At 61.6% G+C, this 16,959-nt stretch carries 11 protein-coding genes; 9 read left to right on the forward strand and 2 right to left on the reverse strand.

What is annotated here, in order from left to right; all coding sequences use genetic code 11:
* Positions 1 to 105 precede the first annotated feature (105 nt).
* The 9 genes from JJ917_12430 (at position 106) to JJ917_12470 (ending at position 13,341) form a co-directional block, all read left to right on the forward strand.
* Positions 106 to 858 (forward strand): CDP-alcohol phosphatidyltransferase family protein, encoded by a 753-nt coding sequence (locus tag JJ917_12430; protein ID MBO6699631.1) that lies wholly within the window; start codon positions 106 to 108, stop codon positions 856 to 858.
* Positions 855 to 2,495: a sulfatase-like hydrolase/transferase gene (locus JJ917_12435; protein MBO6699632.1), complete on the forward strand. Its 1,641-nt coding sequence runs from the start codon at positions 855 to 857 to the stop codon at positions 2,493 to 2,495. The genes JJ917_12430 and JJ917_12435 overlap by 4 nt, the downstream gene beginning before the upstream one ends.
* The gene (locus JJ917_12440; GenBank protein ID MBO6699633.1) at positions 2,492 to 3,433 is read left to right on the forward strand and encodes a flippase-like domain-containing protein; all 942 of its coding nucleotides are present in this window, start codon (positions 2,492 to 2,494) and stop codon (positions 3,431 to 3,433) included. The genes JJ917_12435 and JJ917_12440 overlap by 4 nt, the downstream gene beginning before the upstream one ends.
* Positions 3,434 to 3,541: 108 nt before the next feature.
* Entirely contained in the window at positions 3,542 to 4,543 is a 1,002-nt protein-coding gene (locus JJ917_12445; GenBank protein ID MBO6699634.1) for an ABC transporter substrate-binding protein, read from the forward strand.
* Positions 4,533 to 5,333, forward strand: coding sequence for an ABC transporter ATP-binding protein (locus JJ917_12450; GenBank protein ID MBO6699635.1), 801 nt, complete (start codon positions 4,533 to 4,535; stop codon positions 5,331 to 5,333). The genes JJ917_12445 and JJ917_12450 overlap by 11 nt, the downstream gene beginning before the upstream one ends.
* Positions 5,330 to 6,943 carry an ABC transporter permease subunit gene (locus JJ917_12455; GenBank protein ID MBO6699636.1) on the forward strand — a complete coding sequence of 538 codons (1,614 nt, stop codon included), beginning with the start codon at positions 5,330 to 5,332 and terminating at the stop codon, positions 6,941 to 6,943. Before JJ917_12450 ends, JJ917_12455 begins: the two co-directional genes overlap by 4 nt.
* On the forward strand, positions 6,940 to 8,016 hold the full coding sequence (locus JJ917_12460; GenBank protein ID MBO6699637.1) for a glycosyltransferase family 4 protein: 1,077 nt from the start codon (positions 6,940 to 6,942) through the stop codon (positions 8,014 to 8,016). Before JJ917_12455 ends, JJ917_12460 begins: the two co-directional genes overlap by 4 nt.
* A 5-nt stretch (positions 8,017 to 8,021) precedes the next feature.
* Positions 8,022 to 8,771 (forward strand): FkbM family methyltransferase, encoded by a 750-nt coding sequence (locus JJ917_12465; GenBank protein MBO6699638.1) that lies wholly within the window; start codon positions 8,022 to 8,024, stop codon positions 8,769 to 8,771.
* 193 nt (positions 8,772 to 8,964) lie between these two features.
* On the forward strand, positions 8,965 to 13,341 hold the full coding sequence (locus JJ917_12470; protein ID MBO6699639.1) for a putative Ig domain-containing protein: 4,377 nt from the start codon (positions 8,965 to 8,967) through the stop codon (positions 13,339 to 13,341).
* Positions 13,342 to 13,458: 117 nt separating this feature from the next.
* On the opposite strand, the gene JJ917_12475 is transcribed toward JJ917_12470, so the two are convergent.
* Together JJ917_12475 and JJ917_12480 are read right to left on the reverse strand one after the other, a co-directional pair.
* Positions 13,459 to 14,775, reverse strand: a complete 1,317-nt coding sequence (locus JJ917_12475) for an HlyD family type I secretion periplasmic adaptor subunit (GenBank protein MBO6699640.1) — start codon at positions 14,773 to 14,775, stop codon at positions 13,459 to 13,461.
* Complete coding sequence (locus JJ917_12480; GenBank protein ID MBO6699641.1) at positions 14,772 to 16,838, reverse strand: type I secretion system permease/ATPase; 2,067 nt, start codon at positions 16,836 to 16,838, stop codon at positions 14,772 to 14,774. The genes JJ917_12475 and JJ917_12480 overlap by 4 nt, the downstream gene beginning before the upstream one ends.
* Positions 16,839 to 16,959 lie beyond the last annotated feature (121 nt).

The raw sequence follows: 16,959 nt of genomic DNA on the forward strand, positions 1-16,959 counted from the left end.
TCCAAGTCTCCTGTCGTCTGCTGGAGGACAAAATGGCGCTGATTCAACCCCAACGAGCGGGCTTGACTTCGCGCAAGCGCTATTAATCTCTAGGACATGCGTTTCGTGGAACCAAGTCAAAGTCCGCATTTGCAGCAGGCGTTGCCCAACCCTCGCTTGCGCCCCCCGCTTTCCGGGTTCGTACTGACGGCGATTGCCGGGGCGGTCTGCGTTGCGGTGTTGAGCGTCGGCCTGTTCGGCTTAGAGCGCGAGGGCATCCTTGGCCTGGCGGTCGGCCTCGGCCTTTTCCTGGTTGCGTCCATCACGTTCGGCATTGCCTTGATGCGCACCTACCCGCATGCGGTTCTCGGTCTCTGCAATGTCGTTACGCTTGTGCGGCTGGTGATCGTCGCCACGCTCGCCGGCGCTTTGATCTCAACAACCAGTCCCGCCTGGGCAATCTTTGTCATCGCCACGTTTGCCCTAACGCTGGACGGCGTGGACGGCTGGCTTGCTCGCCGACAAGACTTGGCCTCGAGCTTCGGTGCGCGGTTCGACATGGAGGTGGATGCCGCATTCGCCTTGGTGTTGGCGCTGCACGCTGCGTTTGGCGAGATCGCTGGTTTCTGGGTCGTGCTTCTTGGATTGCCGCACTATCTGTTCGTGGCCGCCAACAGAGTGTTTCCCTGGCTTGGAGGGGCGCTGCCGGAGCGCTTCAGCCGCAAAACCGTCTGCGTCTTGCAGATCGGCACGTTGGTCGCGCTTCAGGCCCCCGTGCTCGATGCGAGCATTGCCGCTCCACTGATCGTTATTGCCAGTTTGGCGCTGGTCTGGTCGTTTGCTCTTGATATCCTCTGGCTTTGGCGGTCGCGCCCTTGAACCCTTCTGCCTTGACACCCGCGCTGCGCCTCGTCCTCGCGGCCCTAGTTTTTCATCTCGTGCTGATCCAACCCAATCATCCGGCGGCCATGAGCTGGGGCGCCTTGTTGGTCCTGCCGCTGGAGCTTCCTGTTGTCTTGTTGGCCCTGCTGGCGCTTGGCGATGGTCGTGCGGGCGCCTGGGTGCGAGGCTTGCTGGTGGCGGTTTTGACGCTGCTGATGGTGCTGAAAACCGCAGACTACATTATGTTCACCGCGCTCAACCGAGGGTTCAACCCGGTCGCTGATTTGCCCTTGGTCGTCTCGTTTGCACAGTTGATCGCCGGAACCTTCGGCATGTTGGCGGCCGTGCTCGCGGTGGTTGGTGCTGTGCTTTTGACTGCGCTGGTGGCGGCGTTTTTGTGGTGGGCGTCGGGCGTTTGGGCAAGTGTGACCATTAAACCCGCGGCTGTGCGGCTGGCGTCTGTTGGGGCGGTTCTGTTCGCCGGTGTTGCCGCAGCGGAAATCGGCCACGCCATGGGCCGGTGGAACTTGCCCGCCGAGCCGCCGGGTGCCGCGTTCACCGCTCGTGTCGGCGTGGAACGCATCGGCATGACGCGCGAGACGCTCGCTGATCTGCGGGCCTTTCGTTCGGCAGCCCTTGCCGATCCTTACCGGGACGAGGATGGCCTGCTTGATCTCATCGACCGCGACGTCGTGGTTCTGTTCGTGGAAAGCTATGGGCGGACGAGTTTCGACACGCCGTTATACGCCGATCTGCATCGCCAGACGCTGGAAGCTGCAGAGGCCGAGCTAGGTGATTTGGGGTTTGCCATGGCCTCAAGCTTTCTGTCCTCGCCAACACGTGGCGGTCAGAGCTGGCTTGCCCACGCCACCTTTGCCAACGGGCTTTGGATTGACGACCAGGCAAGCTATGGCGCGGCGCTCGCGAGCGGCCGGCAAACGCTTTTTCACATTGCCGCGCGCTCGGGGTTTCGCACTGCTGCGGTGATGCCGCAGATCACCCTTGAATGGCCTGAATCCCAATTTATGGGCTTCGACACTGTGCTTGCTGCAGCCGATCTTGGTTACCAGGGCGAGCCGTTCAATTGGGTCACGATGCCGGATCAGTTCACCTTGGCCGCTCTCAACCGGCACCTGCGCGAGGAACGCGCGGACGATCAAAACCTGTTCGTTCAGGTCGCGCTGGGATCCTCGCACGCGCCTTGGGTGCCTGTGCCGACCCTTGTCGATTGGGAGACCATTGGCGACGGTCAGATTTTCAACGCGATGGCTGCTTCTGGCGATGCGCCCGATATTGTCTGGCGTGATCGCGATCGCGTTCGTGCGCAATACCGGCTGGCCGTTGATTACGCCTTGCAGACCGTCTTCGCCTATGCTGCCCGCCAGGGCGATGAACCACCCCTTCTGGTCGTGATTGGCGATCATCAGGCAGCAAGTTTCGTTGCGCTGGACGAGCGCCCCGATGTGCCCATTCACGTTATCGGCGTTCCCGCGCTGGTTGATCGTTTGGCCGATCACGGCTTTGTCCAGGGCCTTATTCCACCCGATGATACGCCAGTGCGTTCGATGGCAGGCATGCGTGGCCTGATCTTGGACGCGTTCTCCTCCAATCCGATCGAGGCGGCGGCGCGATGACCACGGGTGTGCTCTCCCTCTCGCCAGGTCTGATGCGCTTTGGCCAATTGGCGGCAACCATCGGGCTGCTCGCGCTGCTTTGGCGGATTGCCGATGGACCGGAAACAGCACGCATTCTTTCCACCGCGGAGCCGATCTGGCTGGTGGCGGCTATCGGTGCGCTGACCGTGCAAACAGTGCTGTCGGCGGCGCGATGGCGGCTGACGGCGGGCCAGTTGGGCATCAAGCTGCCGGCCATGCATGCACTGCACGAATACTACCTTGCGCAAATGGTGAACCAGGCCGTGCCGGGCGGGGTAGTTGGCGATGCCGGACGCGCGGTGCGCTCGCGCGGCCAAGCCGGACTGCTCGCCGCCGGTCAGGCCGTCATTTTTGAACGTCTCGCCGGTCAGATCGCGATGTTCCTGGCGATGGCTTCAGCCTTTTTGGCAACGTTGCTTATACCCGGCGGGTTTGACTGGCCGGCTTGGCTGGTGCCACCCGTGCTCCTGATGATCGCGGTTGGATTCGCTCTGCCCGCCGCACTTTTCGCCGGTGCGAACTTGCCTGGGCGGATCGGCGCCAAAGTGATGGGGCTATGGAAGGACATGGGCCATGCGCTCGCCGCGCCAAATGTTCTGCCGATGCAAATTGTGCTGAGCGCCGGCACCACGCTCTGCAATCTGGCCGCCTTTGCGTTCTGCGCGCGGGCGGTCGGCGTAGTTCTGCCACCTGTGGTCATCTTGGCGCTGGTTCCGCTGATCCTTTTCACCATGCTCATCCCGCTGACGATCAGCGGTTGGGGCGTGCGCGAAGGCGCGGCAGCAGCGCTTTTTCCCCTGGCGGGCGCCACGGCAAGCGAAGGCTTTGCCGCCAGCGTTGCCTTCGGCTTGGTGTTGCTGGTGGCCGTTCTGCCCGGGCTTCTGACGCTTTGGCTTCGCTCACAGGAGGACGGGTAGCCCAATGACGTCTGCCGTCGATCACTGTTTCTTTATCGCAAGGTACGGGCTTTCGCGTGTTGCCATTGCAACCTTCCCCTCTAGCCTTTGGTCCAAATGGAGGATCCCATGACTGACCGCTTTCCCCTCACACGCCGAACGTTGCTTGCCGGTGCAGGCCTTGGATTAGGTGCAGCCGCCTCTGGCTGGCCCCTTCGCGGCGCTCATGCACAGACGCCGGTGGGCTTTCAACTGTCCTGGCTGCATTCGGCCCAATTTGCTGGCAGCTACATCGCCCTTGACCGGGGATGGTGGTCGCAGGCCGGCTTGGATGTCTCGCTGTTGCCCGGCGGCCCCAATGCCCCTGTCGAGCCACCGGTGGTTTCCGGCACGGCCCTGATGGGTATCTCGGCGGCTGATTACACGGCAGCGGCTGTGGAGCAGGGCGCTGAGTTTAAAATCCTTGGCGTTGCCATGCAGAAAAACCCCTTTGTCATCGCCTCTTTGCCCGTCAACCCGGTCAACGTGCCGGGCGATCTGGAAGGCAAGCGCATTGGTATGGCGCTCGCCAACACGCCCGTGCTTCAGGCGCTGTGCACGCTGAACAATGTCGACATCAACGCCATTGACATCATCCCCACCCAATATTCGGCGCAGCCTTTGCTCGCCGACGAGGTGGATTGCCTGCTCTGTTGGGAAACTGATCTGCCGGTGGCGATGGCCATGCAGGGCGTTGAGAGCCTCACCATGCTGATGGCCGATTATGGCTATGCGGTGCATTCGCAGACCTACATCGCGACCGACGAAAGCTTGGCTGAGCGCCGCTCGGAGCTGGTTGCCTTGATGGCTGGCGAGGTACGCGGCTGGGCGGCCTATCAGACCGACACCGATGCGGCCGCTGAGCTGACGCTCGCGATGTTCCCCGATGCTGGGCTCGATCTGGAAACGCAGAAGCTGCAGGCCGCGCGGCAGGTGCCGCTCATGTTCTCCGACCAGACGGCGGCCAACGGGTTTGGCTGGTGGACCGATGAGGCCGTGGCAGAGAACATTGAAACTTTGGCCTTGCTCGGCCGCACAGTTACGCCTGATCTTTGGGACCGCTCGATTCTTGAAGAGGTCTATGGCGCCTGATCATCCTCCACCGCCGGGGATCGTCTGCGCTGGACTTTCCAAGACATACCCCGGCGGGTTGACGGCGGTCTGCCCGCTCGACCTTTCCTTTGCCGCCGGGCGGACGACAGCCATTGTCGGACCGTCCGGCTGCGGGAAATCCACCCTTTTGCGCATGATCGCGGGGCTGGAAGAGCCCAGCAGCGGGACCATCGATATCGGTGGATCGCCGCCCGCTGAAACGCTGCGTCGCGCCGAGCTGTCCGTCGCCTTTCAGGACCCGTCTTTGCTGCCTTGGCGGACGGTGCGCGGCAATATTGAGCTTGCGCTGACACTCGCACGACGGCCAATCAAAGACGGCGATGTGGATCAGCTGATCGCACTTGTCGGTTTGGACGGGTTTGCCGATGTGCGACCGGCAGAGCTTTCGGGCGGTATGCGCCAGCGCGCTGCAATTGCTCGGGCTTTGGCAACTGAGCCTCGTTTGCTTCTGCTCGACGAACCTTTTGGCGCGGTGGACGAACTCACACGTCGGCAACTAGCGCAGGATTTGCCGCGTCTCTGGGAGGCGCGGGGCACCACCACACTCTTGGTGACGCACTCGGTGAATGAGGCGGTCATGCTGGCCGATCGCATCATAGCCCTATCGCCGCGACCGGCGGAGATCGTCGCCGATATCGCCGTCGATCTTCCTCGCCCGCGCCGTCATGATGACGCGCGACGGCCGGCGTTCGGCGCCATTGCCGATCAGGTTTTTGCCGCCCTCGCCGACGGGATGGCCAAAAGCGACGGGACGTTGGCGGCGCAATGACCGGGTCAGCCGTGCTTGCCAAACCGCTGGCGCTTTCCTCAGCGGGGATCGGTCAGCCATCCTCCTCGCGGGCGACGATCCTTGGTCTCGTCTTTGTGCTTGTTGCCTGGGAGTTCGGTGCACGGTGGCTCGCCGACAGTTTTGTCCTCGCCGCACCATCCGACATTCTTCTTTATCTGGTCGACAATAGCGGCCTGATGGCCCGGGCGCTCGGCGTGACGTTGAGCAATGCCGCTGCCGGATTCGCGCTTGGAAATCTGGCTGCCATCCTGCTGGCGGCCATCGCGCTTGCCTGGCCGCGCAGCCAGACGCTGGTCACCGGCGTTGCGCTTGTCGTGTTCTGCCTGCCCTTGGTCGCAACGGGGCCGATCCTGCGCGTGCTTTTCGGGCCGGGTCCAGGTCCGCAGATCATGCTGGCTGCGCTGGCGGTCTATTACACGACGTTGATCCCGTTGCTTGTCGGGCTGAAGGCTGTGCCTGCCACCTGGTTTGACTTGGTGCGCAGCTATGGCCGTTCGGGTCTGTCGGAACTGTTTCACGTGCGTCTGCAGGCTTCGCTGCCTTATCTTTTCGCCGGGTTGCAGATCGCCGCGCCGGCAGCCTTTCTAGGTGCGATGGTGGGCGAGTTTACCGGGGCTGAACGCGGCATGGGCGTACTGACCGTTCGGGCGATGCGCGCCCTTGACGTCGACATGACCTGGGCGCTGGCGACCGTTGCGACAGCGGTTGCGATCCTTGCCTATCTTGCCATCGGTTGGATCGCGCGACGGGTTCTGCGCGATGCGCCGCCAGTGATTTTGGCGCCAGCGCGTTCAGGCGGTCGCGACCAAACCAGTTGGCTGAGTCGTGCCAGCGACGCGCTCCAGGTCGTGGTGTTTGTGCTCGTTGCCTGGTGGGGTTTGATCGCCCTCTTCGACCTCAACCCGTTCTTCGCCAAGGGGCCGTGGGATGTTGTGAGCGCGCTTTTTCTCGATCCGGACTCGGCCCTGACGAGAGCGAAGCTCGGCAAGGCGCTCGCCGAGACGGCGGTTTTTTTGGTGCCCGGCTATTTGGCTGGTCTCGCAGCGGGAGCGGGCCTCGCCATGCTCTTTGTTCTGGTTCCTGCCGTGGCCGGAACCGCTATGCCGTTGGCGATTGCGCTTCGCTCGGTGCCGATTGTCACGACCGCTCCGCTCATCGTGCTTTTGTTGGGCCGTGGCGCGACCGGAACGATCGTCCTTGTCGCGGTGATGGTCTTTTTTCCGACGCTGGTTGCCTGTTTGCACGGTCTACGCCAGGCGCCAGGCCAAGTGATCGACGTGCTCGACAGTTACGCCGCCGGACCGTGGCAGCGCCTCGTTCATGTTCGGATACCCGCCATGCTGCCCGCCCTGTTTGCGGCCGCGCGGATGAGCGTGCCGGCAGCCGTGCTTGCCGTCACTGTTGTCGAGTGGCTGGCGACCGGCAATGGCACCGGCAGCCTGATGGCGCTGTCGGCCTCGCTGTCCGACTACGACATGCTCTGGAGCGCGGTGGTAATGGTGGCGGGGCTGTCGGCGCTGGGCTACGCGCTTGTCGGGCTCGTTGAAGGGCGCGTTTTGCGCATCTATGCGCCGGAGCAGTTGGCATGAAAGCCAAAACACTCACCCGGGCCGCTTTCGCCATCCCTGGCGATATCACAACGCTGACCGGTGGCTACATCTATGAACGCCGCCTGCTTGAGGGCCTGCGCGCGCTCGGTCACGATGTGCTGCATCTGCAATTGGCGCCGACCTTTCCCGATCCAAGCGCTGCCGACATGGCCGACGCTGTTGCCCAGCTTGTTGACCTACCCCCGGACCGGCCACTGATCCTTGACGGGCTGGTCTTTGGCTCGATCGAAACCGTTGGCCTGGCGCGCGTGCAGGTGCCGATCATTGCCATGATCCACCATCCCTTGGCCTTGGAGAGCGGTCTCACCGAGGACCGCCGCGCCCACCTCTTTGCGACCGAGCGGGACAATCTGGCCTTGGCCTCTCATGTCCTTGTGCCAAGCCCGCATACTGCCAAGATCCTGGCGCGCGATTATGCCGTGCCTGAAAGCCGCATCACCATTGCCAGGCCCGGCACCGACCGGCCGACCGGGCCTGCCGAACCCGTCGATCCGCCACTGATCCTCTCAGTGGGTATTCAACACCCGCGCAAGGGGCACGATGTTCTATTGCGTGCCCTGGCAAAGCTCAAAGATCTGGCCTGGCAGGCGACCATCGTTGGGTCGGCCTATGATGCGCAGCATGCGGAGGACCTTGGTGGCTTGCTCGATGCGTTGGGCTTGACTGACCGCGTGAAGATGGCCGGCAAAGTGTCGTCAGATGAACTGACAGCGCTCTATCGACAGGCTTCAATCTTCGCGCTCGCCACCCGCTATGAAGGCTACGGCATCGTGTTCGACGAGGCTTTGTCCTATGGCCTGCCCATCGTTACCTGCCGCACTGGTGCCGTACCGGACACGGTGCCCGTCGATGCCGGCTTGCTGGTCCCCCCTAAGGATCCGGATCAATTTGCAGAGGCCTTGCGCCTGCTGCTCTTCGATACCGAGCAAAGAAGGGGCCTTGCGCGTGCCAGCCATGCTGCCGGGCTCTCTTTGCCCACTTGGGAGGACACGGCGCGTGTCGCCTCTCAGGTTTTGAGGTCGGTGGTGTTGCTCGAACAGGCTTCGGGCTGAATGCGATGCCAAGAATAGGCACCGCGCGGTCGGTGATCGCTCGCTCGCTCGACATTTACTATCGCGATACAGCACGGACGGCGCGCATGGATGCGCTTCATGCGCAGTTTCTTCCGGGCGGTGGGCTTGCCTTTGATATCGGCGCGCATGTTGGGGACAGAACCGGCAGTTTTTTGCGTCTCGGCGCGTCCGTGGTGGCGGCAGAACCGCAGCCTCGTGTCTATCGGGCGTTGCGCCTTCTTTATGGGCGCCATCCGAAAGTGTCGCTGACCGCTGCAGCGGTTGGCGCGAAGATTGGTCAGCTTGCGCTGCATGTGAACCAGGCCAATCCCATGGTGGCCACGGCTTCGCCAGCTTTCCTCGCCGCCGCCTCTGGTGCCGAAACCTGGCGTGGTCAGGTCTGGGATTCAGAAATCGAAGTGCCGGTGACGACACTCGACGCTCTGATCGATGAACACGGGGTTCCGGACTTTGTGAAGATCGATGTCGAGGGGCATGAACTGGCGGTTTTGAGTGGCCTCAGCACGGCGCTACCCGCGCTGTCATTTGAGTTCACCACGATCCAGCGCGACGTTGCCCAGGCTTGTATCGACCGGCTGCAGGCGCTTGGCACTTACGAATTCAACGTGAGCTTCGGCGAGGAGCACCGGCTGCAGCACGATCCGTGGATCGACGCGTCAGGGCTCAGCGAGCAGATCGGAAGCCTTCCGACGGAGGCCAACTCCGGTGACATCTTCGCACGGCGGTTGGTTTAGGTCTCACCCAGGCTAAGGCCCGATTTGGTTGGCGTTATCAGTGGTGATCACACAGTTCGTGCAAGCAAAACGTGTAGTATCTGACTTGCTATAGTTAACACATTAACCATCAAGGGCGATGATTTAAGGTTTATATTTACTTAATCTGAAATTCGAAAATAGTGGACCTGCGGCGTTTTACATGAGTGGGTCTATGTCAGGGTCAATTTTCATTGAGTCCGCGTCGTACAGCGTTCGCGAACAAGACGGCGTTGTGTCGGTCACCTTCAAGCGCACCGGCGACACGACCAATCCGGTCAACATCACCTATGACATCAACCCGCTGACGGCCTCATCTGGCGAGGACTACACCGCCGATGGTGGCATCGTCACGATGCCAGCTGGCGAGACGACGCTGCGCATCGATGTCCCGATCGTCAATGACAACCTTTCCGAGCCAACCGAGATTTTCAACGTATCCATCGTGTCGGTCGATAGCGGCGCTTTGCTGTTCCCGCGCACCACGAATGTCAGCATCCTGGACGATGAAAATCCGGTGGTTGATCCCGACAATCCGCCGCTGGAGTCGGCCTATGACGTCGATATTGTCGATGTCGTTCGCGGCTTGGATGGGCCGATTGCGATTGAATGGATTCCTGGTGCCGGATCGCAGGCCATCGTGGTTGAAAAGAGCGGGCGGTTGGTGGTCGTCGATACCGAAACCGGAACGCGAGAGTCCACGCTTCTGGACATTCGCGATGACGTCAACGCCAATGCCGATCGTGGCCTTTTGGACATTGCGATCCATCCCGATTTTGATGCCAATCCCTATCTCTACGCGTTTTACACGGTTGATCCTGAGGGCGCGGAGAATGGCGTTGATGGTCAGGTGCGCGATTCCTCCGGCAACCGCTTTGCCCATGTGGTGCGCTATGAGCTGAATATGGACGGCGCCACACCGACGATTGTGCCTGATTCCAAGATCATTCTGCTTGGCGGTGCTGGCCAGACCTTTGCCGATATCTCCGGTGAAGGACGGCTGAACTACACCGATCCGGTCTATGCCGACCGCACCGCCTCCGACATCGATCCAACGACGGGCGAGTTCAAGACCGACTACATCAAGGTCGACTCCCAGTCGCATGCGGGCGGCGCGCTTACATTCGGGCCGGATGGCAATTTGTACATCTCGACCGGTGATGGCACCTCGTTCAACTTCGCCGACCCACGCTCGGTCGATGTGCAGAACATCAATTCGCTCTCAGGCAAGATCTTGCGGGTCGATCCGCTGACTGGGCTTGGTCTGCCCGATAACCCCTTCGTGGAGCCAGGAGATGATCTGGGCGCCAACAGTTCAAAGGTCTATCAGCTCGGCCTGCGCAATCCCTACACGATGACCTTCACCGAAGATGGCGACCTCTTTCTGTCGGAGACCGGCTGGTTCTCCTATGAAGAGATCAATTCTGGACCGGCTGGCGCGAATTTCGGTTGGCCGTTCTATGAGGGCGGTGACAATGGTGAACTGGTGCGCACGCCGAGTTATGAGAACTTACCCGCGGCGCAGGCGTTTTACGATGCCGTCGAGGCCGGGGACATCATCCTGACGCAGCCCTACAGGGCCTTTTCGCGGGTCGATTCTGAACCCGGCTTCCAGTTCAACGCCATTGTCGGGTCCAGCTCGGTCTATACCGGCGACAAATACCCCGATGAATTCCTCAACGACTATTTCTTCACCGACATCCCTCAAGGCGAGATCTTTTCGATCGACACCAATGATCGGACCGAGATCAAGTATGTGACCAATCTCGATCCGTTCGGGCCGACCAACTTCGTTCAGGGGCCGGATGGCTTCATCTATCTGGTCGATATTGGCAGTCCTGAAGGCCGCATCGCGCGGCTGGAAATCACTGATCCCAACGCGCCAACCAACGAGGCGCCGGTTCTTGATCAACCGATCGACGAGCAGACGGCAACCGTCGGCGCCGGCTTTGCCTTCGACATTCCGGCGGGCACCTTCGCCGACCCTGATGGCGATGAGCTGATCCTGTCGGCGCAAGCTGAAGATGGTGGAACGCTTCCCAACTGGCTGACCTTCAACGCCGCAACTGGACAATTTTCTGGCACGCCCGGCACCGCCGATGTTGGATCGGTTACGATCCGGGTCACAGCCGTCGACCCTGATGGCGAGAGCAGCAGCGATGTGTTCTCGATTTCCGTCGATGGGCCGAATGTGCGCCCAATCGTTGTCAACGCCCTGGCCTCACAAACCGTGACGGCCGGCACGGCACTTACCTTCGCAATTCCAGAGGATGCGTTCGCAGATGCCAATGGCGACACGCTTACCTTTGCAGCCACGCGCTCCGATGGTCAGCCATTGCCTTCCTGGTTGAGCTTCGACCCAGAGACGCGCACTTTCGCCGGCACGCCCGATGATGGTGATGTCAGCCGGATCGCCGTGACTGTAACCGCGAGCGACCCGGACGGCGCCTCGACGACCGACAGTTTCCTTCTGGAAGTGGAAGCCGGGGACGTGGACAACACGGCACCGATCGTCCAGACGCCGCTGGCCGACCAAACCGTGGCCGAAGAGGACGCGTTTGATTTCACGGTACCGGCGGATACCTTTTTCGATGCGGATGGCGAGCCGCTGACCTTGTCGGCGACGCGAAGCGATGGCTCGGCACTTCCTGATTGGTTGTCGTTCAGCTCGCAGACCGGCCGCTTCACCGGTACGCCGGATGATCCCGATGTCGGCGTGATTGCCGTCGCGGTCAGCGCCCGTGACGCAGCCGGCGAAACGGCTCGTGATGTGTTCAACCTCACTGTGAGCCCGGTGAACGATGCGCCAACGCTTGAAGCGCCGCTTGCCGATCAATCGGTGAATGTTGGCGGCGACTTCTCGTTCTTCGTCTCATCCTCGACCTTTGCCGACGTGGATGATGCGCTGCTCACCTTGAGCGCCAGTGGGCCGAACAACGCGCCGCTGCCTTCCTGGCTTTCCTTCGATCCAGAAACCGGAACGTTTTCTGGGACGCCCTCGGCAGGCGATGAAGGCGTTGTCGAGGTCGTCGTGACGGCCAGCGATCTTGGTGGGTTGTCGGTCTCCGATCAGTTTTCGGTAACTGTGGCGCCGGTCGACCCGGATAACACCGCCCCGATCGTTCAAAGCCCCGTTGGCGACCAGGTGGTCCTTGAAGAAGAGGTCGTCGATTTCACCTTGCCGCCTGATACGTTTTTTGATGCCGACGGGGATGTGTTGACGCTTTCGGCTACCAGGGCTGACGGATCGCCGCTACCGGATTGGCTGTCCTTTGATCCGGCAACGGGACGTTTCACCGGAACCCCCGATGATGCCGATGTTGGCGCGTTTGATGTCGCCGTCATCGCGCGCGATCCTTCTGGGGAAACGGCGCGTGATGTCGCGACCGTCAAGGTGTTGCCAGTCAATGATGCGCCGACACTTGAAACGCCTGTCGCTGACCAATCGGCTACAACAGGCGCGGCGCTGTCGTTTACTGTTCCGGGAAACACCTTTGCCGATGTTGACGACGCGACGCTCACGCTCAGCGCCACGCTTTTGGGCGGTGGTGCACTGCCGACTTGGCTGTCCTTCGACCCTCAGACCGGCCGGTTCAGCGGCACGCCTGGAGTCGACGATGCCGGTTCGATCGAGATCGTCCTGACGGCGCGAGATGCCGGCGGCTTGACCGCGAGTGATCAGTTCACGCTTTCGATTGCCGGCGGCAGTGACGAGACGATTGTCAACGATATCGCCAGCGAGAGCCAGTTCGAGACCGGCACGACGGACAATGACGTCTTTGCCTATGCCCGCGCGTCGACAGACTACAATTTCGCCAGGACCGATGATGGGCAAGGCGTTGTGGTTTGGACGGTCGACAGCAATGACGACACGTTCGACATTCTTTTCGGGTTTGAGACCCTGCGTTTTGCCGATCGCGATATCTCCGTTGAATCGATCATCAACCCGGGTCCGGATGTCTTCGATGATCCGCAGATCACGCAATATGTTCGCGGCGAGGGCGATGCCGATCGCTTCATCATCGATGGCGATGAGGCTGATTACGAGTACAGCGCGACGGCAAGCCGGGACGGCGTGATCGTCTACACCAGCGACCCGGACGATGACGGTTTTGACATCCTTTATGGCTTTGAAGAGATCGTCTTCAACGACGTGACCGTTGATATCAGTGCGTTGCCGTCAGGTGGAGATGCCATCATTGTGGCCAGCGCCGCGCGCGCCGCCAGCGCGCAAACCGTGGGCCAAACAGTCACCGTCAATGAAGATGTGCTTGGCCCGGCGGCCAATGACCTCATCCGCGACTTCTCCGATGCCGACGGTGACCAGCTGGACCTTGGTGGCCTGCTGGACGCCAATTTCGGTGAAGCGACGAAGGACGACTATGTCGTTGCGCGAAGCGATGGCCGGGATACATCGATCCAGGTGGATTCCGATGGCGCGGCGAACGGCGCCAATTTTGAAGAGGTCGCAACGCTGGAAGGTGTCACTGGTGGCTCTGTCGCCATCGTCGATGAGACCACGCGCGTCGAGATCGCCATCCAAACGACCTAAAAGAGCTCGGAGCGCTGAGACCGATCAGCGCTCCGGTCTTTCCAATGTTTCCATGGTGTGTGGTGCTGCCAACCGCGATCACGGACTGGAGTTCGCAATTGGCCAGGTAGGCGCTGATCAGCGCTCGCGGAGCGCTTCGTTGCGGGCGCGGGTCACAGGGTTGAGCAGATAATCCAGAACCGTCTTGCTGCCGGTGAGGATATCGGCGGTCACGACCATGCCTGGGATGATCGGCAGAACTTCGGCACCATCGCGCAGCCGGTTGTCTTCCAGTCCGATGATCACGCGATAGAAGGTGTTGCCCTGTTCGTCCTCGAACGTGTCGGCGCTGATCCGCTCAACCACGCCGGAAAGGTCGCCATAGACAGTGTAATCATAGGCCGTGAGCTTCACCGATGCGTCCTGACCGGCGCTGATAAAAGCGATGTCCTGCGGACGCACTTCGGCCTCAACAAGCAACTGGTCATCCAAGGGAACGATCTCCACCACGCTTTCGCCGGGGCGGATGACCGCACCAAGCGTCGTCACCGGCAGGGCGTTGACGATGCCGCGCACCGGCGCGCGCATGCGCGTGCGCTCCACGCGTTCGAGCGCTGAGCGCAGGGACTGATCGATCACCGCCAGATCGGCGATGACCGCCGTCAGCTCCTGGCGGGCTTCGGCACGGAACTGGATGTCGATATTGGCAAGTTGCCGCCGGCTTTCCTCGATCGCGGCCTCCGTCCGTGGCACCCCGGCGCGCAGCACGGCCATGGCACGCTGTTCATTGGCGGCCGCCCGCTCGCGTCGCAAGAACTCGACCTCTCCGATCGCACCTCGATCATAGAGACGCCGGTTAAGCTCCAATTCGCGCTCCAAAAACCCGATCGATGCTTCGGTTTCCTCAATTTGCAACAGCAGCTCATCGCGCTCGAAGGTGCGTTGTTGCAGCTGTTCGCTGACGACGCCGATTTGCTGCGCCAGCGCCAGCTGGCGGGCCTCATAGAGCTGGAGTTCGCCTTCAACGATGTCCGGTGCGCTATCGGCTGGAAAGACCGGTTGTTGACCACGCGCCTCAGCCAGCAGGCGGATCTGTTGCATAGCAAGCGCCTGTTGGCGTTCCTGCAATTCACCAAGGGTGGAACGCGCGTCGGTATCGTCGATCACCAACAAGACATCGCCAGCCTCGACGACATCACCCTCGGCCACCGCAATGTCACGCACGATGCCCGCTTCGAAGGGCTGGACCAATTGCATCTGGCTGGTCGGCATGACCTGACCCATGCCCGTGGTCACTTCTTCCAGCTCCGCAGTTGCCGCCCAGGCCAGAAATGCACCGATTAGCAAGACCACCACGCCAATCAGCGGCGCCAAGCTGGTCTGGCGCCGTGCGTCCAGAGCGCCGCGGATATCGTTGGCAAAGGCCTCATCGAGCGCAGGGCTGTGAAAGGTCATGACGCGATTGCCTGCTGTTCGAGTACTTTGAGAACCTCATCGCGCGGGCCAAAGGCCGCCAATTGACCGCGTTCCAGCACCAACAGCTTGGAGACAGCCTTCAAGGTGGAATTGCGATGCGTGGCCATCAGCAGGGTCACACCGTCGTCCTTGCTCAGCCTTTCCAGCGACGTCAGCAGATGGCGTTCTGCGGACAGGTCGAGCGCGGCGGTCGGTTCATCGAGAAAAAGGAGCTTGGGCCGGCGGATCAGGGCCTGCGCCAAGGCGATCGACTGGCGTTGTCCGCCTGACAGATTGCGCCCGCGTTCCGCGATCGGCATGGAAAGGCCCAGCGGATGAGTGCGCGCCAGTTCCGACAGGCCAGCAAGCTCAATTGCTCGGTCGATATCATCGGTTGTGGCCATCGACGCGCCGAGCGTGATGTTCTCACGCAGCGTGCCTGACAGAAGCTCCGGTTCTTGGCAGACATAGCCGACAAAGCCGCGCAGCTCGGTGGGCGGGATCTGTTTGAGGTCCACCTGATCGATCAGGATACGGCCCTGGCTCGGCTGGGACAGGCCACACAGCAATCGGCCAAGCGTGCTTTTGCCCGACCCAATCCGCCCGATGATCCCCAGCCGATCGCCGGGTTCCAGTTGGAAGGTAACGTCGCTGAGGGCTGGCGGCAGGTCCGGTTTGTACTGGAAGGAGAGGCCCTCGATCGTCAGCGTTGGCGCCTTCAAGGGACGTGTGGCTTCCGCGCTTGTCCATTCCGATGGCAAGGCCATGATCTGATCCACGGCCTTGAACGAAAAGCGGGCGTTCTGCACCCTTTGCAGCGTTCCGGCGACGGAGGCCAAAGGTGCCAGGACCCGCCCCGACAGAATATTGGCGGCGATCAATGCGCCGACGCTGATCTGCGCATCGAGCACCAGAAACACGCCCCAGACGATGATGATCACCGAGACGATCTGGCTAACGGTTTGAAGCACAGTGGTTGTCAACATCGACCAGAACCGCGCGGCGGTGGCCGAGCGGCTGGATTCGGCCACCGAGTGATCGAACCGTTGGCGCAGCGGTGAACCACCGCCCAGCGCCTTCACCCTATCGAGCGACAACAGTGTTTCGACCAAGATGCCGTGGCGTTTCGAGGCGTCAGACTGCGCCCGCCGCATGGCGCGCGCCATCGGCCATTGGCTGACATAGGTGAATGTAAGCACCAGCACCGCCGCAGCCGCCGGCACCGCCGCCAACGGGCCGACGATCCAATAGAGCGCGGCCAGGAAGATGAAGATGAACAGCGCGTCTGTCAGCGCCACCACGGTCGAGCTTGTCAGCACGTCGCGGACATTGTCGAAATCACGAATATGGCTCGCCAACACGCCTGTGGCGTTGGGCCGTGCGTCGGAGCGTACTTCAAGCAAGCGGTCGAACATGCGCCCGGAAACGGTCATGTCGATCCGCCGCCCGGTTTCATCAACCACGCGGGCACGCACCAGTTTCAGCAAGAAATCGAAGACGATCGCGATCCCGATGCCTGCCGCCAACGCCCAAAGGGTTGGGATGGTGAGGTTCGGGATGACCCGGTCGTAGACGTTCATGACGAACAAAGGGGCCGCCAAGGCAAGAAGATTGACCAGGAACCCTGCGACGATCACCTGGGTGTAGCTGACGCCAAACCGGCTCGCCGCCGACCAGAACCAGTGCTGGCGCCGGTCCGGTTGCAGATCAGAGGCCTCATCCAGATCGTTCTGGCGGGCCAGATAGATCACGGTGGGGTTTGAGGCTTCGCTGAGCGCGCGCAGGCTCTGACGGTGCTCGACCGGTTGGCCCTGTACAAAGGCAAGGGTGTGCACGACGTCGTTCTTGGCGTCGTATTTTGTCACGACATAAGCATCGCCTTGCGATGTGAAGGCAACAAATGGCGGGGCTAGAGGCGAGGCTTGCGCGAGTGGCGTTTCGACGAGTTTGGCCGCCAGGCCAAGTTTTTCAGCGGCCTCGTCGAGACGGGAAAGCGGCAACTCGCCCGCGACCATCGGCAGCGTGTGTGCAAACCGGTCGCGCGTGGACGCCGTGCCCAACATTCGCGCCACCTGTTGTAGCGCATCCGCCAGCCCGAAAACTGCAGGTCCCGTTGGAGCCTCACGTTCGGACCCCAACGCGGCAGTTAACGGATTGGGGCAAGGTTCGTTCTGCGGTCTGGGG

This window comes from Hyphomicrobiales bacterium (genome assembly GCA_017642935.1).
GTDB lineage: Bacteria > Pseudomonadota > Alphaproteobacteria > Rhizobiales > MH13 > MH13.

Excerpts from the sequence above, each read along its gene's own strand:
- JJ917_12440 (MBO6699633.1), top strand. The coding sequence starts at position 2,492 with ATGACCACGGGTGTGCTCTCCCTCTCGCCAGGTCTGATGCGCTTTGGC.
- JJ917_12445 (MBO6699634.1), top strand. The coding sequence starts at position 3,542 with ATGACTGACCGCTTTCCCCTCACACGCCGAACGTTGCTTGCCGGTGCA.
- JJ917_12450 (MBO6699635.1), top strand. The coding sequence starts at position 4,533 with ATGGCGCCTGATCATCCTCCACCGCCGGGGATCGTCTGCGCTGGACTT.
- JJ917_12455 (MBO6699636.1), top strand. The coding sequence starts at position 5,330 with ATGACCGGGTCAGCCGTGCTTGCCAAACCGCTGGCGCTTTCCTCAGCG.
- JJ917_12460 (MBO6699637.1), top strand. The coding sequence starts at position 6,940 with ATGAAAGCCAAAACACTCACCCGGGCCGCTTTCGCCATCCCTGGCGAT.
- JJ917_12465 (MBO6699638.1), top strand. The coding sequence starts at position 8,022 with ATGCCAAGAATAGGCACCGCGCGGTCGGTGATCGCTCGCTCGCTCGAC.
- JJ917_12470 (MBO6699639.1), top strand. The coding sequence starts at position 8,965 with ATGTCAGGGTCAATTTTCATTGAGTCCGCGTCGTACAGCGTTCGCGAA.
- JJ917_12475 (MBO6699640.1), bottom strand. The coding sequence starts at position 14,775 with ATGACCTTTCACAGCCCTGCGCTCGATGAGGCCTTTGCCAACGATATC.
- JJ917_12480 (MBO6699641.1), bottom strand. The coding sequence starts at position 16,838 with ATGTTGGGCACGGCGTCCACGCGCGACCGGTTTGCACACACGCTGCCG.